Genomic DNA, 18,487 nt, shown 5'->3' on the forward strand with positions numbered 1-18,487 from the left:
TTAACTAGATAATATTATTGAGTTTTTGAATTTGTATCTGGATGTGTTTTCGTCGAGAAAATGATGTTTTTTATGTCTGAATGATGACAGTTTGTTTTTTTTGATTCGTTAAAACAAAGAATTTTTTAGTAAATGTTTCGGTTAAACCGAAGTGTTTGCTGGTGAGGACTGAGTTTGTTATAACAGACGGACCATATATTGATTGAGTATGCCATGTCACATCTTAATTATAATCATCTCTACTATTTTTGGATGGTCTGTAAGCAAGGCTCGGTTACTAAAGCGGCTGATGCACTTTTTCTTACTCCCCAAACTGTAACGGGGCAAATAAAAGCGCTAGAGGATAGGTTAGCGGGGAAGTTAACTAAGCGTAATGGTCGCAGTATAGAGCCAACCGAGTTGGGGCAGTTAGTGTTTAAATACGCTGACCGGATGTTTGGACTCAGCTATGAGATGCTTGATATTGTTAATTATAGCCAGCGCTCCAATGTGCTCTTCGATGTCGGGGTTGCAGATGCGCTTTCTAAACGTTTAGTCAGTAAAATTTTGATGAGTACCGTGCCGGAAGACAATCGGATTCATTTGCGTTGTTTTGAATCGACCCATGAGTTACTGCTGGAACAATTATCTCAGCATAAATTGGATATGATCCTTTCCGATTGTCCGGTTGATTCGAGTCAGAGCCCTGGTTTATTCAGCAAAAAATTAGGTGAAAGCCACATGGGTTTTTTCTCCAGTGGTGCGGTAGAGCATGGCCAATATCCTGCAGTACTCACTCAGCGTAAATTGTTGCTTCCCGGAGGGCGTACGGCGATGGGACGTAAAGTGAGGCAGTGGTTTGATCGTCAAGGTATGCAGCCGAATATTCTGGGAGAATTTGATGATGCGGCTTTAATGAAGGCGTTTGCTTTGTATCATCCAGATGTGATTTTTATGGCTCCGCTTTTATTACGTTCAGAGATGGAACAGGAAGGTTCTTTACATTTACTGAGTCGTTTAGAAGAAATTAAAGAAGAATACTACGTGATTTTTGCGGAAAGAATGATCCAGCACCCCGCAGTGAAGAGTGTCTGTGATGCTGATTTTAGTCATTTTTTTGAATAATCACGCTTGAATGGAACGCTTGTCTCAATTCGTGGTGCAGGGCTTTTTCGATTTGTTTTGGTGTATATTATTGTTAACAAATAGATTACTATCTGTCAGATTGGTCAATCCATAGCAGGTTCGTTCTGATCTTGGATGCGCTGATATATTTAAACGAACTGCAGTGTTATTTGTCTCTTAAGAGTTATAACTCATCGTCAAAATAATAAGTTGTTGAGCGTACGCTGAATGGCTTCACTTTTACTGTGTCGGATAGCACGTTAAGGTCAGTTTGTTTAAGTTGTTATTTTTAAAGGGGCTTGCTCATGAACCTAGAACAAATGGAACAAAACTCCGCTCAGGCAGTGGTGTTATTAAAAGCCATGGCCAATGAGAGGCGGCTACAAATTCTTTGCTTGTTGCACAATCAAGAACTTTCCGTTGGTGAGTTATGCAGCAAGTTAGAGTTGAGTCAGTCTGCGTTGTCACAACACCTAGCTTGGCTAAGACGGGATGGCTTAGTTGAGACGCGCAAAGAGGCGCAAACGGTATTTTATACCTTGAGCAGTAATGAAGTAAAAGCAATGATTGAGCTTTTACATGGTTTATATTGCGCTCGCTGACAGGATGTTCCCCAACTTTGATTGAATGGAAATGAAAAACGATGCCCTCATGACAAAAAATCTTGTTATGATCAACAGAGTGAAAAATCAAAGTTGTTAGATAAATAAAAAACCGGCCTTAGCCGGTTTTTTTATCACTGATGGATATCAAGTTCTATTATAGAGCTTTAATCGCAGCAGAGAAACGAGACTTATGACGAGCTGCTTTATTCTTATGAATAAGGCCTTTAGTCGCCATGCGGTCAAGGATTGGTGTAACTACAGCAAACGCAGCAGTTGCAGCTTCTTTGTCGCCAGCAGCAATTGCAGCAACTGTTTTCTTCATATAAGTGCGCATCATTGAACGACGGCTAGCATTGTGCTGACGACGTTTTTCAGATTGGATAGCGCGCTTCTTAGCAGATTTGTTATTTGCCAAGGGTCTAACTCCCAAAAACTTTAGTTCGGTGACAATTTAAGGGCCGGAAATATCCCTTATTTGCACTTAAATGTCAAATGATTTGTGCAAAAACCCGTCTAAACCAAACAAGTTTGGTATCACAAGGCTTTCACGGTTAAGATGGCGTGGATTCTAACAGTATTTTTTGGGCAATGCTAATACTTATCTGATCTCATCCTGACATTCTTATTTAAGATTACGCGATATTATCCTTCATCCAGTGGTTACCCTCACTTGGGAGCGTGATTGTTCAGGTAAGTTGGCGAGAAGGGCGGTTTATGCGCTCTACTCATTCTTTGTATTTATATTCAGGTTTTTTCTTCGAGGTTACTGTGAGTAAACGCTTACTCAAGTCTGGTATTGTTGTCAGTACTATGACCTTTATTTCCCGAGTGTTGGGACTGGTGCGGGATATTGTCGTGGCCAATTTAATGGGAGCGGGAGCGAGTGCCGATGTGTTTTTCTTTGCTAATCGTATCCCCAACTTTTTACGCCGTCTATTTGCTGAGGGCGCTTTCTCGCAAGCTTTTGTTCCTGTCTTAACGGAATATCATGCAGCGGGGGACAAACAGAAAACACGAGAGTTGATTGCCAAAGTCTCTGGTACTCTTGGTTTGTTAGTGACGATCGTGACTTTAATCGGTGTGCTGTTTTCCGGTGTTGTAACGGCGCTATTCGGCGCTGGCTGGTTTTTAGATTGGTTATCGGGAGGTCCGGCTGCCGAAAAGTTTGAGTTGGCCAGCTTATTACTTAAAATCACCTTCCCTTATTTATGGTTTATTACCTTTGTCGCGCTTTCTGGGGCGGTACTAAACACGTTAGGAAAATTTGCCGTCTCGTCTTTTACGCCGGTATTTCTTAATGTAATGATGATTTTATCTGCTTGGTATATTTCGCCTAATCTCGCTAAACCAGAAATCGGTTTGGCAATAGGTGTGTTTTTGGGCGGTTTAGTCCAATTTCTATTCCAACTGCCATTTTTGATCCAAGCAGGTATGTTAGTTAGGCCGAAATGGGCTTGGAAAGATCCCGGTGTGGTTAAAATTCGCACATTGATGATCCCGGCACTTTTTGGGGTCTCTGTTAGCCAAATTAACCTGCTATTTGACTCTTTTATTGCCAGTTTCTTACAAACGGGGTCGATCAGTTGGCTTTATTATTCCGATCGGTTACTTGAGTTTCCGCTTGGTTTGTTCGGAATCGCTATTGCAACCGTGATTTTACCCGCTTTATCCCGTAAGCATGTCGATGCTCATCAAGCCGGTTTTGCGCAGACCATGGATTGGGGAGTCAGAATGGTCATCTTATTGGGCATTCCGGCGATGCTCGGATTGATGGTGTTAGCCAAACCGATGTTGATGGTGCTTTTTATGCGTGGTGAGTTTTCTGCTCATGATGTTCAACAGGCGTCACTGTCTTTGTTTGCTTATTCTGCAGGCTTATTAAACTTTATGTTAATTAAAGTCTTAGCGCCAGGTTATTACTCACGACAAGACATTAAAACCCCGGTTCGTTATGGCATTATAGCTATGCTAAGTAATATTATTTTTAATGCGATTTTTGCTTGGCCTTTTGGTTATGTTGGTTTAGCGGCAGCGACGGCCTTATCGGCATTCATTAATATGGCCCTACTTTATCGTGGATTGCATCAGCAAGGCGTGTATAAAGTGACGACCCAAACGCTAGCATTTATTGCTCGTTTAGTTATTGCTGGTGCTGTGATGGTCATGGCGATTTATTGGCAGTTGGATTCCATGGCCGATTGGCTCAAGTGGGGTTTAACTGAACGAGCATTGACTTTATGTGGGTTGATTGTACTCGGAGCGGTTGCCTATTTGTTAACTGCCTTATTGTTAGGGATACGTTTAAAAGATTTAAAAGCGGCGACAGATTAATGACAATTAAGGTATAATCCGTCGGTTTTACATCCATATTAGAGATGCCCTGCTGATCGTCAGTTCTAATCGTGCTGGTGGTGTGTGTTTCTTGCCGTTAATGATGGTTGAGATTCACTTGCGCCAGTCTGTTTTGCGATCGGGTGTCGGTACCATTAAGAATAATAGGTTTTAAGTTTATCCCAATGGAATTGATCCGCGGTATTCATAATATCAAGCCTCATCATCATGGTTGTGTGCTAACTATCGGTAACTTTGATGGCGTGCATCTTGGTCATCAACAAGTATTAAGCCAAGTTTCTCAGCGAGCCAAACAGCTGAATTTGCCTTCCGTGGTGATGACTTTTGAACCGCAGCCCATGGAGCTGTTTTTAACATCGAAAGCTCCCGCAAGGCTTACTCGTTTAAGAGATAAGTTTGTTCAGTTAGGGAAATTAGGCATTGATCGCTTACTGTGCGTTAATTTTAACCACCGTTTTGCTAATTTAGAAGCGCAGGCTTTTATCCGTGACTTGTTGGTCGGGCAATTGGGTGTTAAGTTTCTGGTTGTTGGTGATGATTTCTGTTTTGGACAAGGTCGCAAAGGTGATTTTGCGATGCTACGTCAAGCCGGTGAGCAATACGGTTTCGAGGTTGTCAGTACACAAAGTTTTTGTGTTCAGCAGTCACGTGTCAGTAGTACCTTAATCAGAGAAGCATTGGCCAGCGATCAACTTGCAACGGCCGATACGATGTTAGGCAGAGCCTACAGTATCAGTGGTCGTGTTTCGCACGGTCGTAAACTGGGGCGAACGATTGGTTTTCCAACGGCAAATATTCCTCTTAAACGATGCGTATCACCGGTTTCTGGTGTTTACGTGGTTGAGGTCTATGGTCTTTCGACATTGCCTTTGGGCGGCGTCGCGAATATTGGTCAACGTCCGACAGTCAATGGTGTTCGGCAACAACTTGAAGTGCATCTTTTTGACTTTCAAGGCAATCTATATGGTAAGCAACTTGAAGTGGCTTTATTGCACAAGTTGCGTGATGAGCAAAAATTTGCATCTTTTGATGCACTGAAACAACAAATTGAATTGGATGCTGAGGCAGCAAGGGTGTGGCTGCAGCAGCTTTACAGCGAATCGGTTGATTCCACCGATTCGTATAATGTCTAACGTCGCCCAATACAACGGAATTAAGAATCGATGAGTGAATATAAAGATACCCTGAACTTACCTGAAACAGGGTTTCCAATGCGTGGCGATCTGGCTAAACGTGAGCCAGAAATGCTAGCACGTTGGTACAAAGAAGATCTGTACGGAGCAATCCGTCAAGCGAAACAAGGCAAAAAATCTTTCGTCCTGCACGATGGCCCTCCTTATGCCAACGGCGACATTCATATTGGTCACGCACTCAATAAGATTCTTAAAGACATTATTATTAAATCCAAAACGTTATCAGGTTTTGATGCGCCCTATATCCCTGGGTGGGATTGTCATGGCTTACCGATTGAATTAATGGTTGAGAAAAAAGTCGGTAAACCGGGTCAAAAAGTCACGGCGGCAGAGTTTCGCGAAAAATGTCGTGACTATGCGGCGGGGCAAGTTGAAGGACAAAAAGAGAGCTTTAAACGGTTAGGCATTCTTGGTGAATGGGATAAACCTTACCGGACAATGGATTTTGCCACTGAAGCGAACATTATCCGCGCGTTAGGTAAAATTGCCGATAATGGCCATCTGCTTAAGGGCTTTAAACCGGTTCACTGGTGTACCGATTGTGGCTCGGCGTTGGCTGAAGCAGAAGTTGAGTATAAGAACAAAGTATCGCCGTCGATTGATGTCCGTTTTCGTGCTACTGATGAAGCCAGCTTACTAGCAAAATTTGGCTTATCAGAGGGGCATCAAGGTCATGGGCCGGTTTCGATTGTGATTTGGACTACCACACCATGGACACTGCCTGCTAACCGTGCGGTTTGTTTACGCAATGATTTAGAATATGTCTTGATTCAAGTTGAAGGTGAGCAACCTGAGCGAATCATCGTTGCTTCTGACCTTGCTAAGCAAGTCATCGATCGCGCTGGTATTGAGCACTTCCATAATCTTGGCTTTGCCACGGGTGCCGAGCTTGAGCTCACTCAATTTAACCATCCATTCTATGATTTTACGGTGCCCGCCATTTTGGGCGATCATGTGACGACCGAATCGGGGACGGGTGTGGTGCATACTGCGCCAGGACACGGTCAAGAAGACTTTGCCGTTGGTCAAAAATACGGTCTTGAAGTTGCCAACCCTGTCGGTTCAAATGGGGTTTATCTTTCGGATACCGAATTGTTTGCAGGACAACATGTCTTTAAAGCCAACGATGCGGTGGTTGAAGTATTGAAAGAAAAAGGTGCGTTGTTGCATCACCATGCTTATGAGCACAGCTATCCACATTGCTGGCGCCATAAAACGCCGATCATTTTCCGTGCGACGCCTCAATGGTTTATCTCGATGGATCAAGCGGGTCTTCGTGAACAAGCCTTAAGTGAAATCAAAGGCGTAAAATGGATGCCAGATTGGGGTCAAAGCCGTATTGAAGGCATGATTGAAGGCCGTCCTGAGTGGTGTATTTCTCGTCAGCGTACTTGGGGCGTTCCGATTGCTCTATTTGTGCATAAAGAGACGGCAGAATTACATCCTAACTCGCCTGCTTTGATTGAGAAAGTTGCACAGTTGGTTGAGCAAAAAGGCATTCAAGCGTGGTGGGATGTCGATGCTGCTGAGCTCTTGGGTGCTGACGCTGAACAGTATGAAAAAGTACTGGATACATTGGATGTTTGGTTCGATTCAGGCGTAACTCATTATGCGGTTGTTGATACTCGTCCTGAGTTTAACGGAGCACAAGCTGACATGTACCTTGAAGGTTCGGATCAGCATCGCGGTTGGTTCCAATCGTCATTGATCTCATCGGTCGCAATGAAAGGTAAAGCACCTTATAAAGAGGTGTTAACCCATGGATTTGTGGTGGATGGTCAAGGACGTAAAATGTCTAAATCGATTGGTAACGTGGTTGCGCCGAAAGATGTCACCAATAAATTAGGTGCTGATATCTTACGTTTGTGGGTCGCTTCAACCGATTATACTGGTGAAGTGGCGGTATCTGATGAAATCTTAAAACGCAGCGCCGATGCTTATCGCCGAATTCGTAATACGGCTCGTTTCTTCCTCGCTAACCTTAATGGCTTTAATCCTGCGACGGATATGATCCCTGTTGAGGAAATGGTGGCATTGGATCGTTGGGCTGTCGGTCGTGCATTGGCTGCGCAGCAAGAGATCATCAAAGCGTATGATGAATACAACACCCATGCGGTCGTACAGCGTCTAATGCATTTCTGTTCAATTGAAATGGGTTCATTCTATTTAGATGTGATCAAAGATCGTCAATACACGGCAAAACGCGGTAGTCATGCGCAGCGTAGTTGCCAAACGGCCTTGTATTACATCGTGGAAGCGTTAGTACGTTGGATGGCACCGATTATGTCATTCACCGCCGATGAGATTTGGCACGCGATGCCAGCCAAGCAAGCTGACGGTCAAGCACGCGGTCAATTTGTCTTTACCAGCGAATGGTACCAAGGTCTGGTTGGTTTAGACGAAAGTGAAACGTTTAACAACGCATTTTGGAATGATATCCAACACGTTCGTGGTGCGGTGAATAAGCTACTCGAAAATGCTCGAAATGAAAAAGTGATTGGTGGTTCGTTACAAGCACAGGTGACTTTGTTTGTCGATGATGCACTGGCCGTTAAGCTTAAGCGACTGCATAACGAGTTACGTTTTGTTTTGTTAACGTCTAAAGCTGAAGTCAAATCGTTGAGTGAAAAAAGTGCGCTGGCCCAAGCCACTGAGATTAATGGTCTATGGGTTGAGGTGAGTAAAGTAGACGCCGAGAAATGCGAGCGCTGTTGGCACCATACCGATGATGTGGGTACGATTGCTGGCCATGAAACCATTTGTGGTCGTTGCGTGTCTAACATTGATGGCGATGGTGAACAACGTCAGTTCGCGTAATCGTATTGGTTTCTTTCATTACCAAGGTTATCTATGACTCAACAGGCATTAACGTTAAAACAATCCGGTGTGCGTTGGCTTTGGCTAGCGCTGCTGATTTTTCTGGCTGACATCGGGATTAAATCGGTCGTCATGAACAACATGGGTTATGGATGGCATAATCGGATAGAAGTACTGCCATTTTTTAATTTATTGTATGTTCATAACTACGGCGCAGCATTCAGTTTTCTCAGTGAACAGGCGGGATGGCAGCGTTGGCTATTTACGGCCATTGCTTTTGCTGTCACAGCGTTATTGGTGTATTGGATGCGCCGTTTACCCGCGACAGAGAAATGGAATAACATTGCTTATGCATTGATCATTGGTGGTGCGGTTGGTAATGTTTTTGACCGCGTCGTGCACGGTTTTGTGGTCGATTATCTCGATTTTTATTGGAAAACTTACCACTGGCCAGCCTTTAATTTAGCGGATAGCGCGATCTGTATTGGGGCTGCGATGGTTATTTTAGATGGCTTTCGCAATAAGAAATAACGGTTTTAAGTCTATCGTCATTGAATAACCTTAAGCGTCGTCCGTTGATTCGGTCGGCGCTTTTTGTTAGAACGTGTCGGGAGTATTTCAATAACGCTAACGTGTTTATCACTCAGCGTCGAGATGTACAGCGATGAGCATGAAGGCCGTCATCTCTGTCATTGTTTATAATAAGTCGCTCCAGAGAGGCGATTGACTATTTTAAGGAAGCCTAATAACGTGAGTATCATTACTGATAATTCTGCTGTGACGTTACATTTTACTATTAAACTCAAGGATGGATCGGTAGCGGATAGTACCCATAATATGGGAAAACCTGCCAAATTGATCATGGGGGATGGTAGTCTCAGTGATAATTTTGAACGTCACTTGCATGGTATGCAAGCGGGAGAAAAGAAAGTGATTGAGCTGGCTGCTGAAGATGCTTTTGGATTGCCAAATCCTGATCATATCCATTATATGGATCGTGGTAAATTTGTCGGTGACAGTGACGTCGATGTTGGGACTATTATGGCATTTAGTGGTCCTGATGGGATGGAAATTCCTGGTATTATTACCGCAATCGCTGGCGACTCAGTGACCGTTGATTTTAATCACCCTCTTGCTGGCCAAGAGGTTATTTTCGATGTCGAAATTGTCTCCGTTGATTAATTTACTTTACACTAGCCCGATTTTAATCCATGAGCCATAACATGAAAATATTGTTAGCTAACCCACGCGGTTTTTGCGCTGGCGTTGATCGCGCGATCAGCATTGTTGAACGTGCATTAGAGCTGTATCAGCCGCCGATCTATGTACGCCATGAAGTGGTCCATAACCGTTTCGTGGTTGAAGGACTAAAACAGCGTGGTGCTGTTTTTGTTGAAGAGCTCAGTGAAGTCCCTGACGATAGTATCGTCATTTTCTCTGCACATGGCGTGTCTCAAGCGGTTCGTCAAGAAGCTAAAGCTCGATCTTTGACGGTGTTTGATGCCACTTGTCCTTTGGTCACTAAAGTTCATATGGAAGTGGCACGTGCGAGTCGTCGCCATATGGAAGTGGTTTTGATTGGTCATGCGGGGCACCCTGAAGTGGAAGGCACGATGGGGCAATACGCCAGTCAAAAAGGCAAGATGTATTTGGTGGAAAAGCCGGAAGATGTCGATGCTTTAAAAACTCAAGTAAAAGATCCAACTCATTTACATTATGTCAGTCAAACCACCCTATCCGTGGACGAAACGGCTGATGTGATTGAAAAGCTGCGTGAGGTTTTCCCTGAGATCCAAGGGCCGCGTAAAGATGATATCTGCTACGCGACACAAAATCGCCAAGACGCGGTGCGTATTTTGGCCGAGCAAGTGGACGTGATGGTCGTTGTCGGATCGAAAAATTCGTCCAACTCAACTCGGTTAAAAGAACTGGCAGAAAAATTAGGCACGCCTAGCTATTTGATTGATTGTATTGAGGATATCTCACCAGATTGGTTTAATGATGTCACTATGATCGGGGTAACGGCGGGTGCTTCTGCTCCTGAAGCGCTGGTTAACCAAATTTTACAGCAAATCAAAGATTTTGGAGCCACAGACGTTGAAGAGGTATTAGGCCGAGAAGAAAATATGTTTTTCGAAGTACCTAAAGAGTTACAAATTAAGCAGATTAATTGATAACCGATTTAATGAGCCTGTTGGCTTAACCGTCACAGGCTAAAAAGGGGCTAATGTATTTAGCCCCTTTTTTACGCCTATCTTAATACGAGTAGCTTAACGATGACGTATTTTGCTAAGCGGTTTCGACCGAGTTCTTCTCAATCTCTTGCTGTTCAGCCAAATCGATATCGCCTTTGCCTTTGGAAATACGCATCACATAGACCATCGCGATTAATGACGTGCTTATTCCAATAATGGTCGAGAGCGTCATCGCTAAGCCAAAGCCCAGCGCACTATTACTGAGGATAAAGGTCACACAAACCGTGGTCATAAACAGGGCTGGGACGGTCGTGATCCAATGCAACTTATTGTGACGCAGTAGATAAGCGGATGCGGTCCATAACATCATTACCGCGGTCAATTGGTTAGCGAAACCAAAGTAGCGCCAGATAATTGCAAAATCGACTTGGGTTAAAATCCCACCCAGAATAAACAGTGGTAGCGCCATCATGAGTCGATTGCGCAGCGTTTTTTGCTCCATATTAAAATATTCGGCAAGAATCAAACGGCTGGAACGGAAAGCCGTATCACCTGAGGTGATCGGTAAAATTACCACGCCGAGAAAAGCCAGTATTCCACCAAATACGCCAAGCAAACCAAAGGAAGCACTATAAACGACATTGCCTGGCCCCCCATTTGCTACCGCCGCTGAAAGTGAATCGAGTGAACCGAAGAAAGACAGGGCAATCGTACACCAAATCAGAGCAATGATCCCTTCCCCGATCATCGCGCCAAAGAACACGAAGCGGCCATTTTTTTCATTTTCCATACAGCGTGCCATGAGCGGCGATTGCGTGGCATGAAAACCTGAGATAGCACCGCAAGCGATAGTAATAAACAGTGCTGGCCAAAGTGGCATATCATTAGGGTTGAGATTACTGAACATATCTCGCATCTCAAAGCCACCAAGCACTTGATGATCGCTCGACCAAGCGATAGCGCTCATTAGCCCCACTGACATAAAAATCAGCAGCGCGCCAAACAGCGGGTAAAAACGGCCAATGATTTTATCCACCGGGACAATGGTGGCGATAATGTAGTAAGCAAAAATGATCACCACCATGCTGGTCATGGTGACGGTGAAATGGGTTTGTGAGTTGATAAGGTTGGTTATCATACCAGCTGGCGCTGAGACGAAGACGACACCGACCAGCAGTAGTAGAACAATGGCAAAAATGTTCATAAAATGTTTGGCGCCATTGCCTAAGTAACGTCCGGTGATCGCCGGTACCGATGCACCACCGTTACGAATCGATAGCATGCCGGAGAAATAATCGTGAACCGCACCAGCAAAAATACAGCCGACGACAATCCACAGCATTGCCGCTGGACCATAAAGTGCACCCATAATTGGACCAAAAATAGGGCCCACACCAGCAATATTAAGCAACTGGACTAAGTAGACTTTAGGTGTCGACATCGGTACATAATCGACACCATCGGTTTTGGTGTGCGCGGGGGTTTTGCGTTGTTCATTGATGCCAAAGATTTTTTCAACAGCTAAACCGTAGAGAAAATAACCACCAATCAGCGCGGCAACACAGGTGAGAAACCACAACATAGTCAGTATCCTTTATCAGGTTGTATTATACCTAGCTCACTTTTCGTTGAGTGGCTTAGGTGTAGGATGTGTAGGGGTAAAATCGGTAGAAGACTAAATGAACAATTCGTGACTAGCACGGCGTTTTGTTATCAGTGGTCGTATAATTTATTAAGCGGCATTTAAGCTTGGTAAGTGGTTTTTAATAAAAGGTTACAATGGTTAACAACAGTGGATAGGTGACTTATGAAAAGATGGGTAATGGCTTTATGGTTATTAGCAATGCTCGGTTGTGCCGCTAGCGATGATCAACTCGCCGCGAAAGGAGATTGGTATCAAATCGGTTATAACGATGGCATTGCTGGAAATTTACAACGCTCTTATCAAACGCTATCTCAATTAGGTAATGCCAAGCATGCTGATTATGAGCGTGGTTATTTAGACGGTGTTCAAGAATATTGTAACCCTAACTTTGCCTATCAGATGGGGCTCAGTGGGCAATATTACGAAGGCGTGTGTGAGGGGACCGAGCAAGCCCATAAGTTTCGCATGGAATGGCAGCGCGGTTGGCGAGAATACAACCGCTGATGTTCTGCCATGTTCGTTTGTTTAAGGTAAGTAAATAACGCCTAACGAAGTGCTTCGTTTAGCGCCGGTGACCTCCGGTAAGTTGCTTGGTAAATCATGGATCCGTCGCTGGGCTAACCAAGCAAAAGCCATGGCTTCCATATAATCACCATCGACGCCTTTCTCTTGAGTGGGAGCAACCAACCAAGTGGGTAAATTGGCTTGTAAGCGTTCCATTAGCAAGGGGTTTTGTGCCCCTCCACCGCAGACTAATAACTGCGGTGCGACTCCTTGGGCATACTGATTAACTTGTTCACTAATGGTTTGTGCGGTGAGTTCGCATAACGTACGTTGAACATCTTGCTGGTTTACGGTTAATCCTGCCAACTTGTTTTCAAGCCAAGCGAGATTAAACCATTCCCTCCCGGTACTTTTGGGTGCTGGTTGCGAAAAGTAAGTATCTTGTTTTAATCGCTGCAAGAGGGATAAATCAAGCTTACCTTGTCGAGCCCATTGACCATCTTCGTCATAAGCTCGACCAGTGTGCTGCGCGCACCAATAATCCATCAGCACATTTCCCGGTCCCGTATCATAGCCGATGACACGCTTATCAGTGGTGAGTACTGAGATATTGGCAATGCCACCAATGTTAAGAACGACGAGAGTTGAATCGGTGGCATTAAAAATGGTTTGGTGAAAAGCCGGGACCAGCGGAGCTCCTTGGCCGCCCAGTGCGATATCTTTACGTCGAAAATCGGCTACAGTGGTGATCCCTGTACGGGTGGCAAGAATGTTCGCATCGCCCAACTGAATGGTAAATGGTGTTTCCCCCGTAGGTTGATGAAAGACGGTTTGCCCATGATTACCAATCGCTATGATTTGCTCAGGGCGATAACCACTGCGCGCCAGTAATTGTTCTACTGCGTGTGCGTATAGGTGACCCAGTTGATGATCCAACTGACCAATCTCGTGTAAGTTGGTGGGCTGAGCTAAGCAAATATTTAACAAGCGCTGCTTGATAGATTCTGGCATCGGTAAACTATCGTGTGCTAATAGTTTGATGGTATTGCCAGTGAGGGAGACTAATGCACTGTCGACGCCATCCATACTGGTGCCAGACATGATGCCAATATACAGTTCAGGATTGTCCACAAGCGACTCCGATCGTTATACGATTTGCCAAGTGATTGATAAGATAAACGACATTGTAATTGAAAAACTACCTGAATAACTTTACTCGCTATGCTAATTTGCATTTTTATTGCTCGTATCACGCTAACGACACGAGCATGACGTCGATAATACTCTCAACTTTCTCATTGAATAAGGAGCCAACATGGGACCGCTATGGCTTGATGTCGCCGGTTATGAATTGACGGCGGAAGATCGTGAAATTCTCGCTCATCCTACCGTGGGAGGCGTGATACTGTTTGCTCGTAATTACCATGATAGCCAACAGTTAGTTGCCCTCAATCACGCTATTCGTCAAGCGGCTAAACGGCCAATATTGATTGGCGTTGATCAAGAAGGGGGACGAGTACAGCGTTTTCGTGACGGTTTTAGTCCTATTCCTGCTGCACAGCGTTACGCGCAATCGACTGATGGTGAAGCGTTGGCGTATCGTGGTGGTTGGTTAATGGCTGCTGAACTGATTGCTCATGATATTGATCTCAGTTTCGCCCCAGTATTGGATAAAGGTTTTGATTGTCGGGCAATTGGTAACCGAGCTTTTGGTGATGATGTGCAGAGTGTTCTGACCTATAGCGGAGCTTACCTGCGCGGTATGAAAGCTGCGGGTATGGCTACCACAGGGAAGCATTTTCCTGGGCATGGAGCGGTGCTGGCAGACTCACATCTCGAAACGCCATTTGATGAACGTGACTCGATTGCTGATGATATGGCCATTTTCAACGCTCATATCGAGCAAGGTCTTTTGGATGCGATGATGCCTGCCCATGTGATTTATCCTCATTATGATCCACAACCGGCCAGTGGCTCGGCTTATTGGTTAAAACAAGTACTGCGTCAACAGCTCGGTTTTCAAGGGATTGTCTTTTCTGATGATTTGAGTATGGAAGGAGCGGCAGTAATGGGTGGCCCAGCACAACGTGCACAGCAGTCTTTAGCGGCGGGATGCGACATGATTTTGATGTGTAATCGACGCGAATCGGCGGTTGAGGTGCTGGATAATCTGCCGATCAGTGAAGTACCACAAGCGTTATCCTTATTGAAAAAGCAGAGTTTTACTTATCGTGAGCTACAGTCTTCATCAGAGTGGCAGCAAGCGTCTTTGGCAATGCGCCGTTTGGTTGAGGCTTCCGCTTAACTCTAGCGTGGCAATAGGATTCTCTCATCAATAAATTGGGGTTAATAAAACCCCAATTTCTCTTTGAGTTCTTTTAAAAAACGGCGGCTTACTGGGACGATGTAGCCTGAACGGGTGATGATTTCTGCAAGACCGTTGTCTAATAATTTGATCTCTTTGATGGCTTTAAGATTGATCAGATATTGACGATGACAACGTAGCAGCGGCGTTTTTTCTTCTAGGACTTTTAACGTCAGTTGACTACTGGCTCGCTGCTGCGCGGTTTGCACGTGCACTCCAGCGATATCACTACAAGCAAATTCGACCTCTCCCGTTGGGATGATCATGATCCGATTGAGGCCAATACACGGTACTTGATCAAGCTGACTGGGGGCGAGAATCGAGTAATCCGGCGTTTTCGCTACGCTACGTTGTAAACGTTGGATGGTTTTTTCAAGTCGCGTCGGATCGACCGGTTTGAGTAAATAATCAAAGGCGTTATCTTCAAAGGCTTGCAGTGCGTATTGGTCATAGGCAGTCACAAACACCACCTTGGGCATGGTGTCAGGATCGAGCATCGCGAGCAGTTCAGTCCCAGTAATTTTTGGCATTTGAATATCCAAAAACACCACATCCGGCTTAAACTGATTGATTTTTTTCAGTCCCTCAATCGCATTATTCGCTTCACCAATTACCTGCATGTTGCCATTTTCATTGAGTAATTCAATGAGTTCCTCTCGGGCCAAACACTCATCATCAATCACTAAAGCTGATAACGTTACCATCCCTTAAGCTCCTCGTTGTTGTTCAGGAATGAGAAAACTCATTCGCGTGCAATGGTTTGGCTCAACGTCAATTTTAAGCGTTGCTGAGTGACCAAACTGATGGATTAAACGTTTATCGACAATGTGCATTCCTAAACCATCGTGATCGTGTTGTGGCGTTTGATAACTACCCGCATTATCTTCCACCACTATGCGCTGACCGGCAGGCTCGGCGAGATTATAGATGCGTATTTTACCGCCTTCGAGCAGATTAGATACCCCATGTTTAATCGCATTCTCCACTAAGGGCTGCAAAGTAAAGCTCGGTAATTGACGGCTCAATAGCGGTTCGTCGATCGTAATCTCAACTTCTAAACGATCGCTAAAACGTGCTTTTTCAATGGTTAAATAGGCATTCACGTGTGCGAGCTCATCTTGCAAGGTGACCGTTTCAACATTTTGCTTGAGATTACTGCGGAAAAATTGCGAAAGATGCTGAATAAGATCGCGTGCTTTAGCTGGATCACGTCGGATCACGGCGCTAATCGTATTGAGTGCATTGAATAAAAAATGTGGGTTGACTTGAGCTTGCAGTAACTTGATTTCAGCTCGTGATAGAAGAATTTGTTTCGCTTGATATTCACCATACAGAATTTGGCTTGAGAGTAGTTGAGCAATACCTTGGCCCATTGAGACATTAATGGTTGAAAATAATTTCCGTTTCGGCTCGTACAACTTGATGGTCCCGATCACTCGATCTCCTGCTCGTAGTGGAATAATCAATGCGGAACCCAATTTACAGTTTGCCGATAATGAGCATTGATAGGGATGCTCTTTACCATCAAGATAAATGATCGCATTACGATTTATGGCGTCTAAAGTGCTTTGTGAAGATATCGCGGTATTCGGTCGATGGTGATCATCGCCAACGCCGACAAAAGCGAGGATCTTGTCGCAATCGGTAATTGAAACGGCACCCACATTGGTTTGTTCATAAACAATACGAGCAATTTTATGGGCATTTTCAGGGGTAAAACCTGCCGCCAAAATGCCAACCGAACGTTCGGCGATGTTTAATGCTCGGCGAGAAAAAGTCGCTGAATACTCATCAAAAATGGTTTTCCTATCTTGTAAAATACTCATAAACAATGCCGCCCCTACTGAGTTGGCGATGATCATCGGCGCCGCAATCGCAGACACGAGGTGATAAGCCTCACTAAACGGCTTAGCAATCAGTAAGATCAAAACCATCTGCACAATTTCAGCGACGAAGGTAATGCCAAACACCACACTAGGGCTAAACAGTAAATGGCGTTTGCCTCGTTTAAGTAAATAAGCATGAAAGAGGCCGCCAATCAGCCCTTCTGCAGTGGTAGAAATAGCACAGGCGAGATCGGTAAACCCACCAAGAGAATAACGGTGCAGACCTCCTGTTAACCCGACAGCAAAACCGACCAAAGGACCACCAAATAACCCGCCCATAACCGCGCCAATCGCTCGCGTGTTGGCTATCGCATCATCAATGTGCAATCCGAAGTAGGTGCCCATAATACAAAACAATGAAAACAGCACATAAACGGCCATTTTATGACTAAAATGACCTGAAATGTTGAGTAATGGCAGAAAGATTGGGGTTTTACTCAGCATATAAGCCAAGACTAAGTAGACACACATTTGCTGTAGTAGGGAGAGGATCAGTTCCATCGATGTTTGCGCCTAGTCATAAAGAGTCAAAGCCGCTATTTTAAGTAACTTGAAGGCAATAAAATACATTGGTTGAATGAATTACTTTTCCAATGCTATGTCGCACCTTGTGTGTAATTCTTAGTTTACACAAATTGTTTTTTTAAATTTACACTTGCAATGTTTTTTTAGCCTGTTATTTTGTGTTTAGTTGAGTTTTGGTCGCCAAATACATTTTGGTGTAAATTAAAGATTACAGGTGTAGCAATGAAGAAAAGTGATTTAAGTGACATTAATATCGTTGATGAACAGGTATTGATTACCCCTGATGCATTAAAAGCTAAACTGCCATTAAGTGAAAAAGCCAGACTGTCGATTCGACAATCTCGGCAAACCATCGCGGATATTATCCATAAACGTGATCACCGTTTATTGGTGGTTTGTGGCCCTTGTTCTATTCATGATATTCAAGCCGCAAAAGAGTATGCTAAACGTCTGCAGGCATTGGCGGCTGAGCTGAGCGATCAACTGTATATTGTGATGCGAGTTTACTTTGAGAAACCACGTACCACGGTTGGCTGGAAAGGTCTGATTAATGACCCGCATCTTGATGGATCGTTTGATATTGAGCATGGCTTACATGTCGGGCGTCAATTATTGGTAGATTTAGCGGAGATGGGCATGCCACTTGCGACAGAGGCGCTTGATCCGATCAGTCCGCAATATTTAGCCGATACTTTCAGCTGGGCAGCGATTGGCGCTCGAACGACGGAATCACAAACTCACCGTGAGATGGCCAGTGGTCTTTCTATGCCGATTGGCTTTAAAAATGGTACCGATGGTAGCTTATCGACGGCGATTAACGCGATGCAAGCCGCGTCATCAAGCCACCGTTTTATGGGCATTAATCGTGAAGGGCAAGTGGCTCTTTTAACCACACAAGGTAATATGAATGGCCATGTGATTTTACGTGGCGGCAAACAAACCAATTACGATTCCGTTTCGGTCGCTGAGTGTGAACAACAATTAACCGGTTTTGGGTTGGGCGCGGCATTGATGGTCGATTGCAGTCATGCCAACTCACGTAAAGATTATCGTCGCCAGCCATTGGTGGCCGAAGATGTGATTCATCAAATTCTCGAAGGAAACCGCTCGATCATCGGTGTGATGATTGAAAGTCACTTAAACGAAGGAAATCAATCAGCGGAGCTACCTAAATCGCAAATGCAATACGGCGTTTCAATCACGGATGCATGTATTGATTGGCAAACGACAGAACAATTATTGCGTCATGCTCACCAGGCGCTGGTGCCTTTTTTAGCAGACCGCTGTAAATCGTAG

The 18,487-nt window shown here is 44.6% G+C and carries 16 protein-coding genes; 11 read left to right on the forward strand and 5 right to left on the reverse strand.

All coding sequences use genetic code 11. The annotated features are described in order from the left end of the window. The first annotated feature begins 213 nt into the window (after window positions 1-213). Together nhaR and FKN88_RS14200 are read left to right on the forward strand one after the other, a co-directional pair. Window positions 214-1,104, forward strand: coding sequence for a transcriptional activator NhaR (gene nhaR / locus FKN88_RS14195; RefSeq protein ID WP_154170268.1), 891 nt, complete (start codon window positions 214-216; stop codon window positions 1,102-1,104). Window positions 1,105-1,409: 305 nt separating this feature from the next. Then, window positions 1,410-1,706, forward strand: coding sequence for a metalloregulator ArsR/SmtB family transcription factor (locus FKN88_RS14200; protein ID WP_040903783.1), 297 nt, complete (start codon window positions 1,410-1,412; stop codon window positions 1,704-1,706). Window positions 1,707-1,863: 157 nt separating this feature from the next. Here the strand turns inward: FKN88_RS14200 and rpsT are convergent, their stop codons facing one another. Further along, complete coding sequence (gene rpsT, locus FKN88_RS14205) at window positions 1,864-2,124, reverse strand: 30S ribosomal protein S20 (RefSeq protein WP_004394128.1); 261 nt, start codon at window positions 2,122-2,124, stop codon at window positions 1,864-1,866. 353 nt (window positions 2,125-2,477) lie between these two features. Between rpsT and murJ the strand changes: the two genes are divergently transcribed. From murJ to ispH, 6 genes are all read left to right on the forward strand, one after another. Further along, window positions 2,478-4,040: a murein biosynthesis integral membrane protein MurJ gene (gene murJ / locus FKN88_RS14210; RefSeq protein WP_161425084.1), complete on the forward strand. Its 1,563-nt coding sequence runs from the start codon at window positions 2,478-2,480 to the stop codon at window positions 4,038-4,040. Window positions 4,041-4,225: 185 nt separating this feature from the next. Next, window positions 4,226-5,194, forward strand: a complete 969-nt coding sequence (gene ribF, locus FKN88_RS14215) for a bifunctional riboflavin kinase/FAD synthetase (RefSeq protein ID WP_040903781.1) — start codon at window positions 4,226-4,228, stop codon at window positions 5,192-5,194. Window positions 5,195-5,224: 30 nt separating this feature from the next. Next, complete coding sequence (gene ileS / locus FKN88_RS14220) at window positions 5,225-8,071, forward strand: isoleucine--tRNA ligase (RefSeq protein WP_161438577.1); 2,847 nt, start codon at window positions 5,225-5,227, stop codon at window positions 8,069-8,071. 33 nt (window positions 8,072-8,104) lie between these two features. Continuing rightward, window positions 8,105-8,602, forward strand: coding sequence for a signal peptidase II (lspA, locus tag FKN88_RS14225; RefSeq protein WP_158138837.1), 498 nt, complete (start codon window positions 8,105-8,107; stop codon window positions 8,600-8,602). Between the two features lie 219 nt (window positions 8,603-8,821). Then, the gene (fkpB, locus tag FKN88_RS14230; protein ID WP_040903775.1) at window positions 8,822-9,253 is read left to right on the forward strand and encodes an FKBP-type peptidyl-prolyl cis-trans isomerase; all 432 of its coding nucleotides are present in this window, start codon (window positions 8,822-8,824) and stop codon (window positions 9,251-9,253) included. A 29-nt stretch (window positions 9,254-9,282) separates the two neighbouring features. Further along, entirely contained in the window at window positions 9,283-10,245 is a 963-nt protein-coding gene (ispH, locus tag FKN88_RS14235) for a 4-hydroxy-3-methylbut-2-enyl diphosphate reductase (RefSeq protein WP_161426153.1), read from the forward strand. Window positions 10,246-10,360: 115 nt separating this feature from the next. Here ispH and FKN88_RS14240 read toward each other — a convergent pair whose 3' ends face one another. Beyond that, window positions 10,361-11,848, reverse strand: coding sequence for a carbon starvation protein A (locus tag FKN88_RS14240; protein ID WP_158138835.1), 1,488 nt, complete (start codon window positions 11,846-11,848; stop codon window positions 10,361-10,363). 225 nt (window positions 11,849-12,073) lie between these two features. Between FKN88_RS14240 and FKN88_RS14245 the strand changes: the two genes are divergently transcribed. Further along, window positions 12,074-12,415, forward strand: coding sequence for a DUF2799 domain-containing protein (locus tag FKN88_RS14245; RefSeq protein WP_170906280.1), 342 nt, complete (start codon window positions 12,074-12,076; stop codon window positions 12,413-12,415). A gap of 21 nt (window positions 12,416-12,436) precedes the next feature. Here FKN88_RS14245 and FKN88_RS14250 read toward each other — a convergent pair whose 3' ends face one another. Continuing rightward, entirely contained in the window at window positions 12,437-13,546 is a 1,110-nt protein-coding gene (locus FKN88_RS14250) for an anhydro-N-acetylmuramic acid kinase (protein ID WP_306687564.1), read from the reverse strand. A gap of 184 nt (window positions 13,547-13,730) precedes the next feature. Between FKN88_RS14250 and nagZ the strand changes: the two genes are divergently transcribed. Further along, window positions 13,731-14,720 carry a beta-N-acetylhexosaminidase gene (gene nagZ, locus FKN88_RS14255; RefSeq protein WP_187985206.1) on the forward strand — a complete coding sequence of 330 codons (990 nt, stop codon included), beginning with the start codon at window positions 13,731-13,733 and terminating at the stop codon, window positions 14,718-14,720. A gap of 41 nt (window positions 14,721-14,761) precedes the next feature. On the opposite strand, the gene btsR is transcribed toward nagZ, so the two are convergent. Continuing rightward, window positions 14,762-15,484, reverse strand: coding sequence for a two-component system response regulator BtsR (gene btsR / locus FKN88_RS14260; RefSeq protein WP_306687565.1), 723 nt, complete (start codon window positions 15,482-15,484; stop codon window positions 14,762-14,764). Between the two features lie 3 nt (window positions 15,485-15,487). After that, window positions 15,488-17,167, reverse strand: a complete 1,680-nt coding sequence (locus FKN88_RS14265) for a sensor histidine kinase (RefSeq protein ID WP_154170282.1) — start codon at window positions 17,165-17,167, stop codon at window positions 15,488-15,490. 246 nt (window positions 17,168-17,413) lie between these two features. Here FKN88_RS14265 and FKN88_RS14270 point away from each other — a divergent pair, with 246 nt between their 5' ends. Further along, window positions 17,414-18,487, forward strand: a complete 1,074-nt coding sequence (locus FKN88_RS14270; RefSeq protein WP_306687566.1) for a 3-deoxy-7-phosphoheptulonate synthase — start codon at window positions 17,414-17,416, stop codon at window positions 18,485-18,487.

The organism is Vibrio sp. 2017_1457_13, assembly GCF_030851525.1.
Classification (GTDB): Bacteria; Pseudomonadota; Gammaproteobacteria; order Enterobacterales; family Vibrionaceae; genus Vibrio; species Vibrio metschnikovii.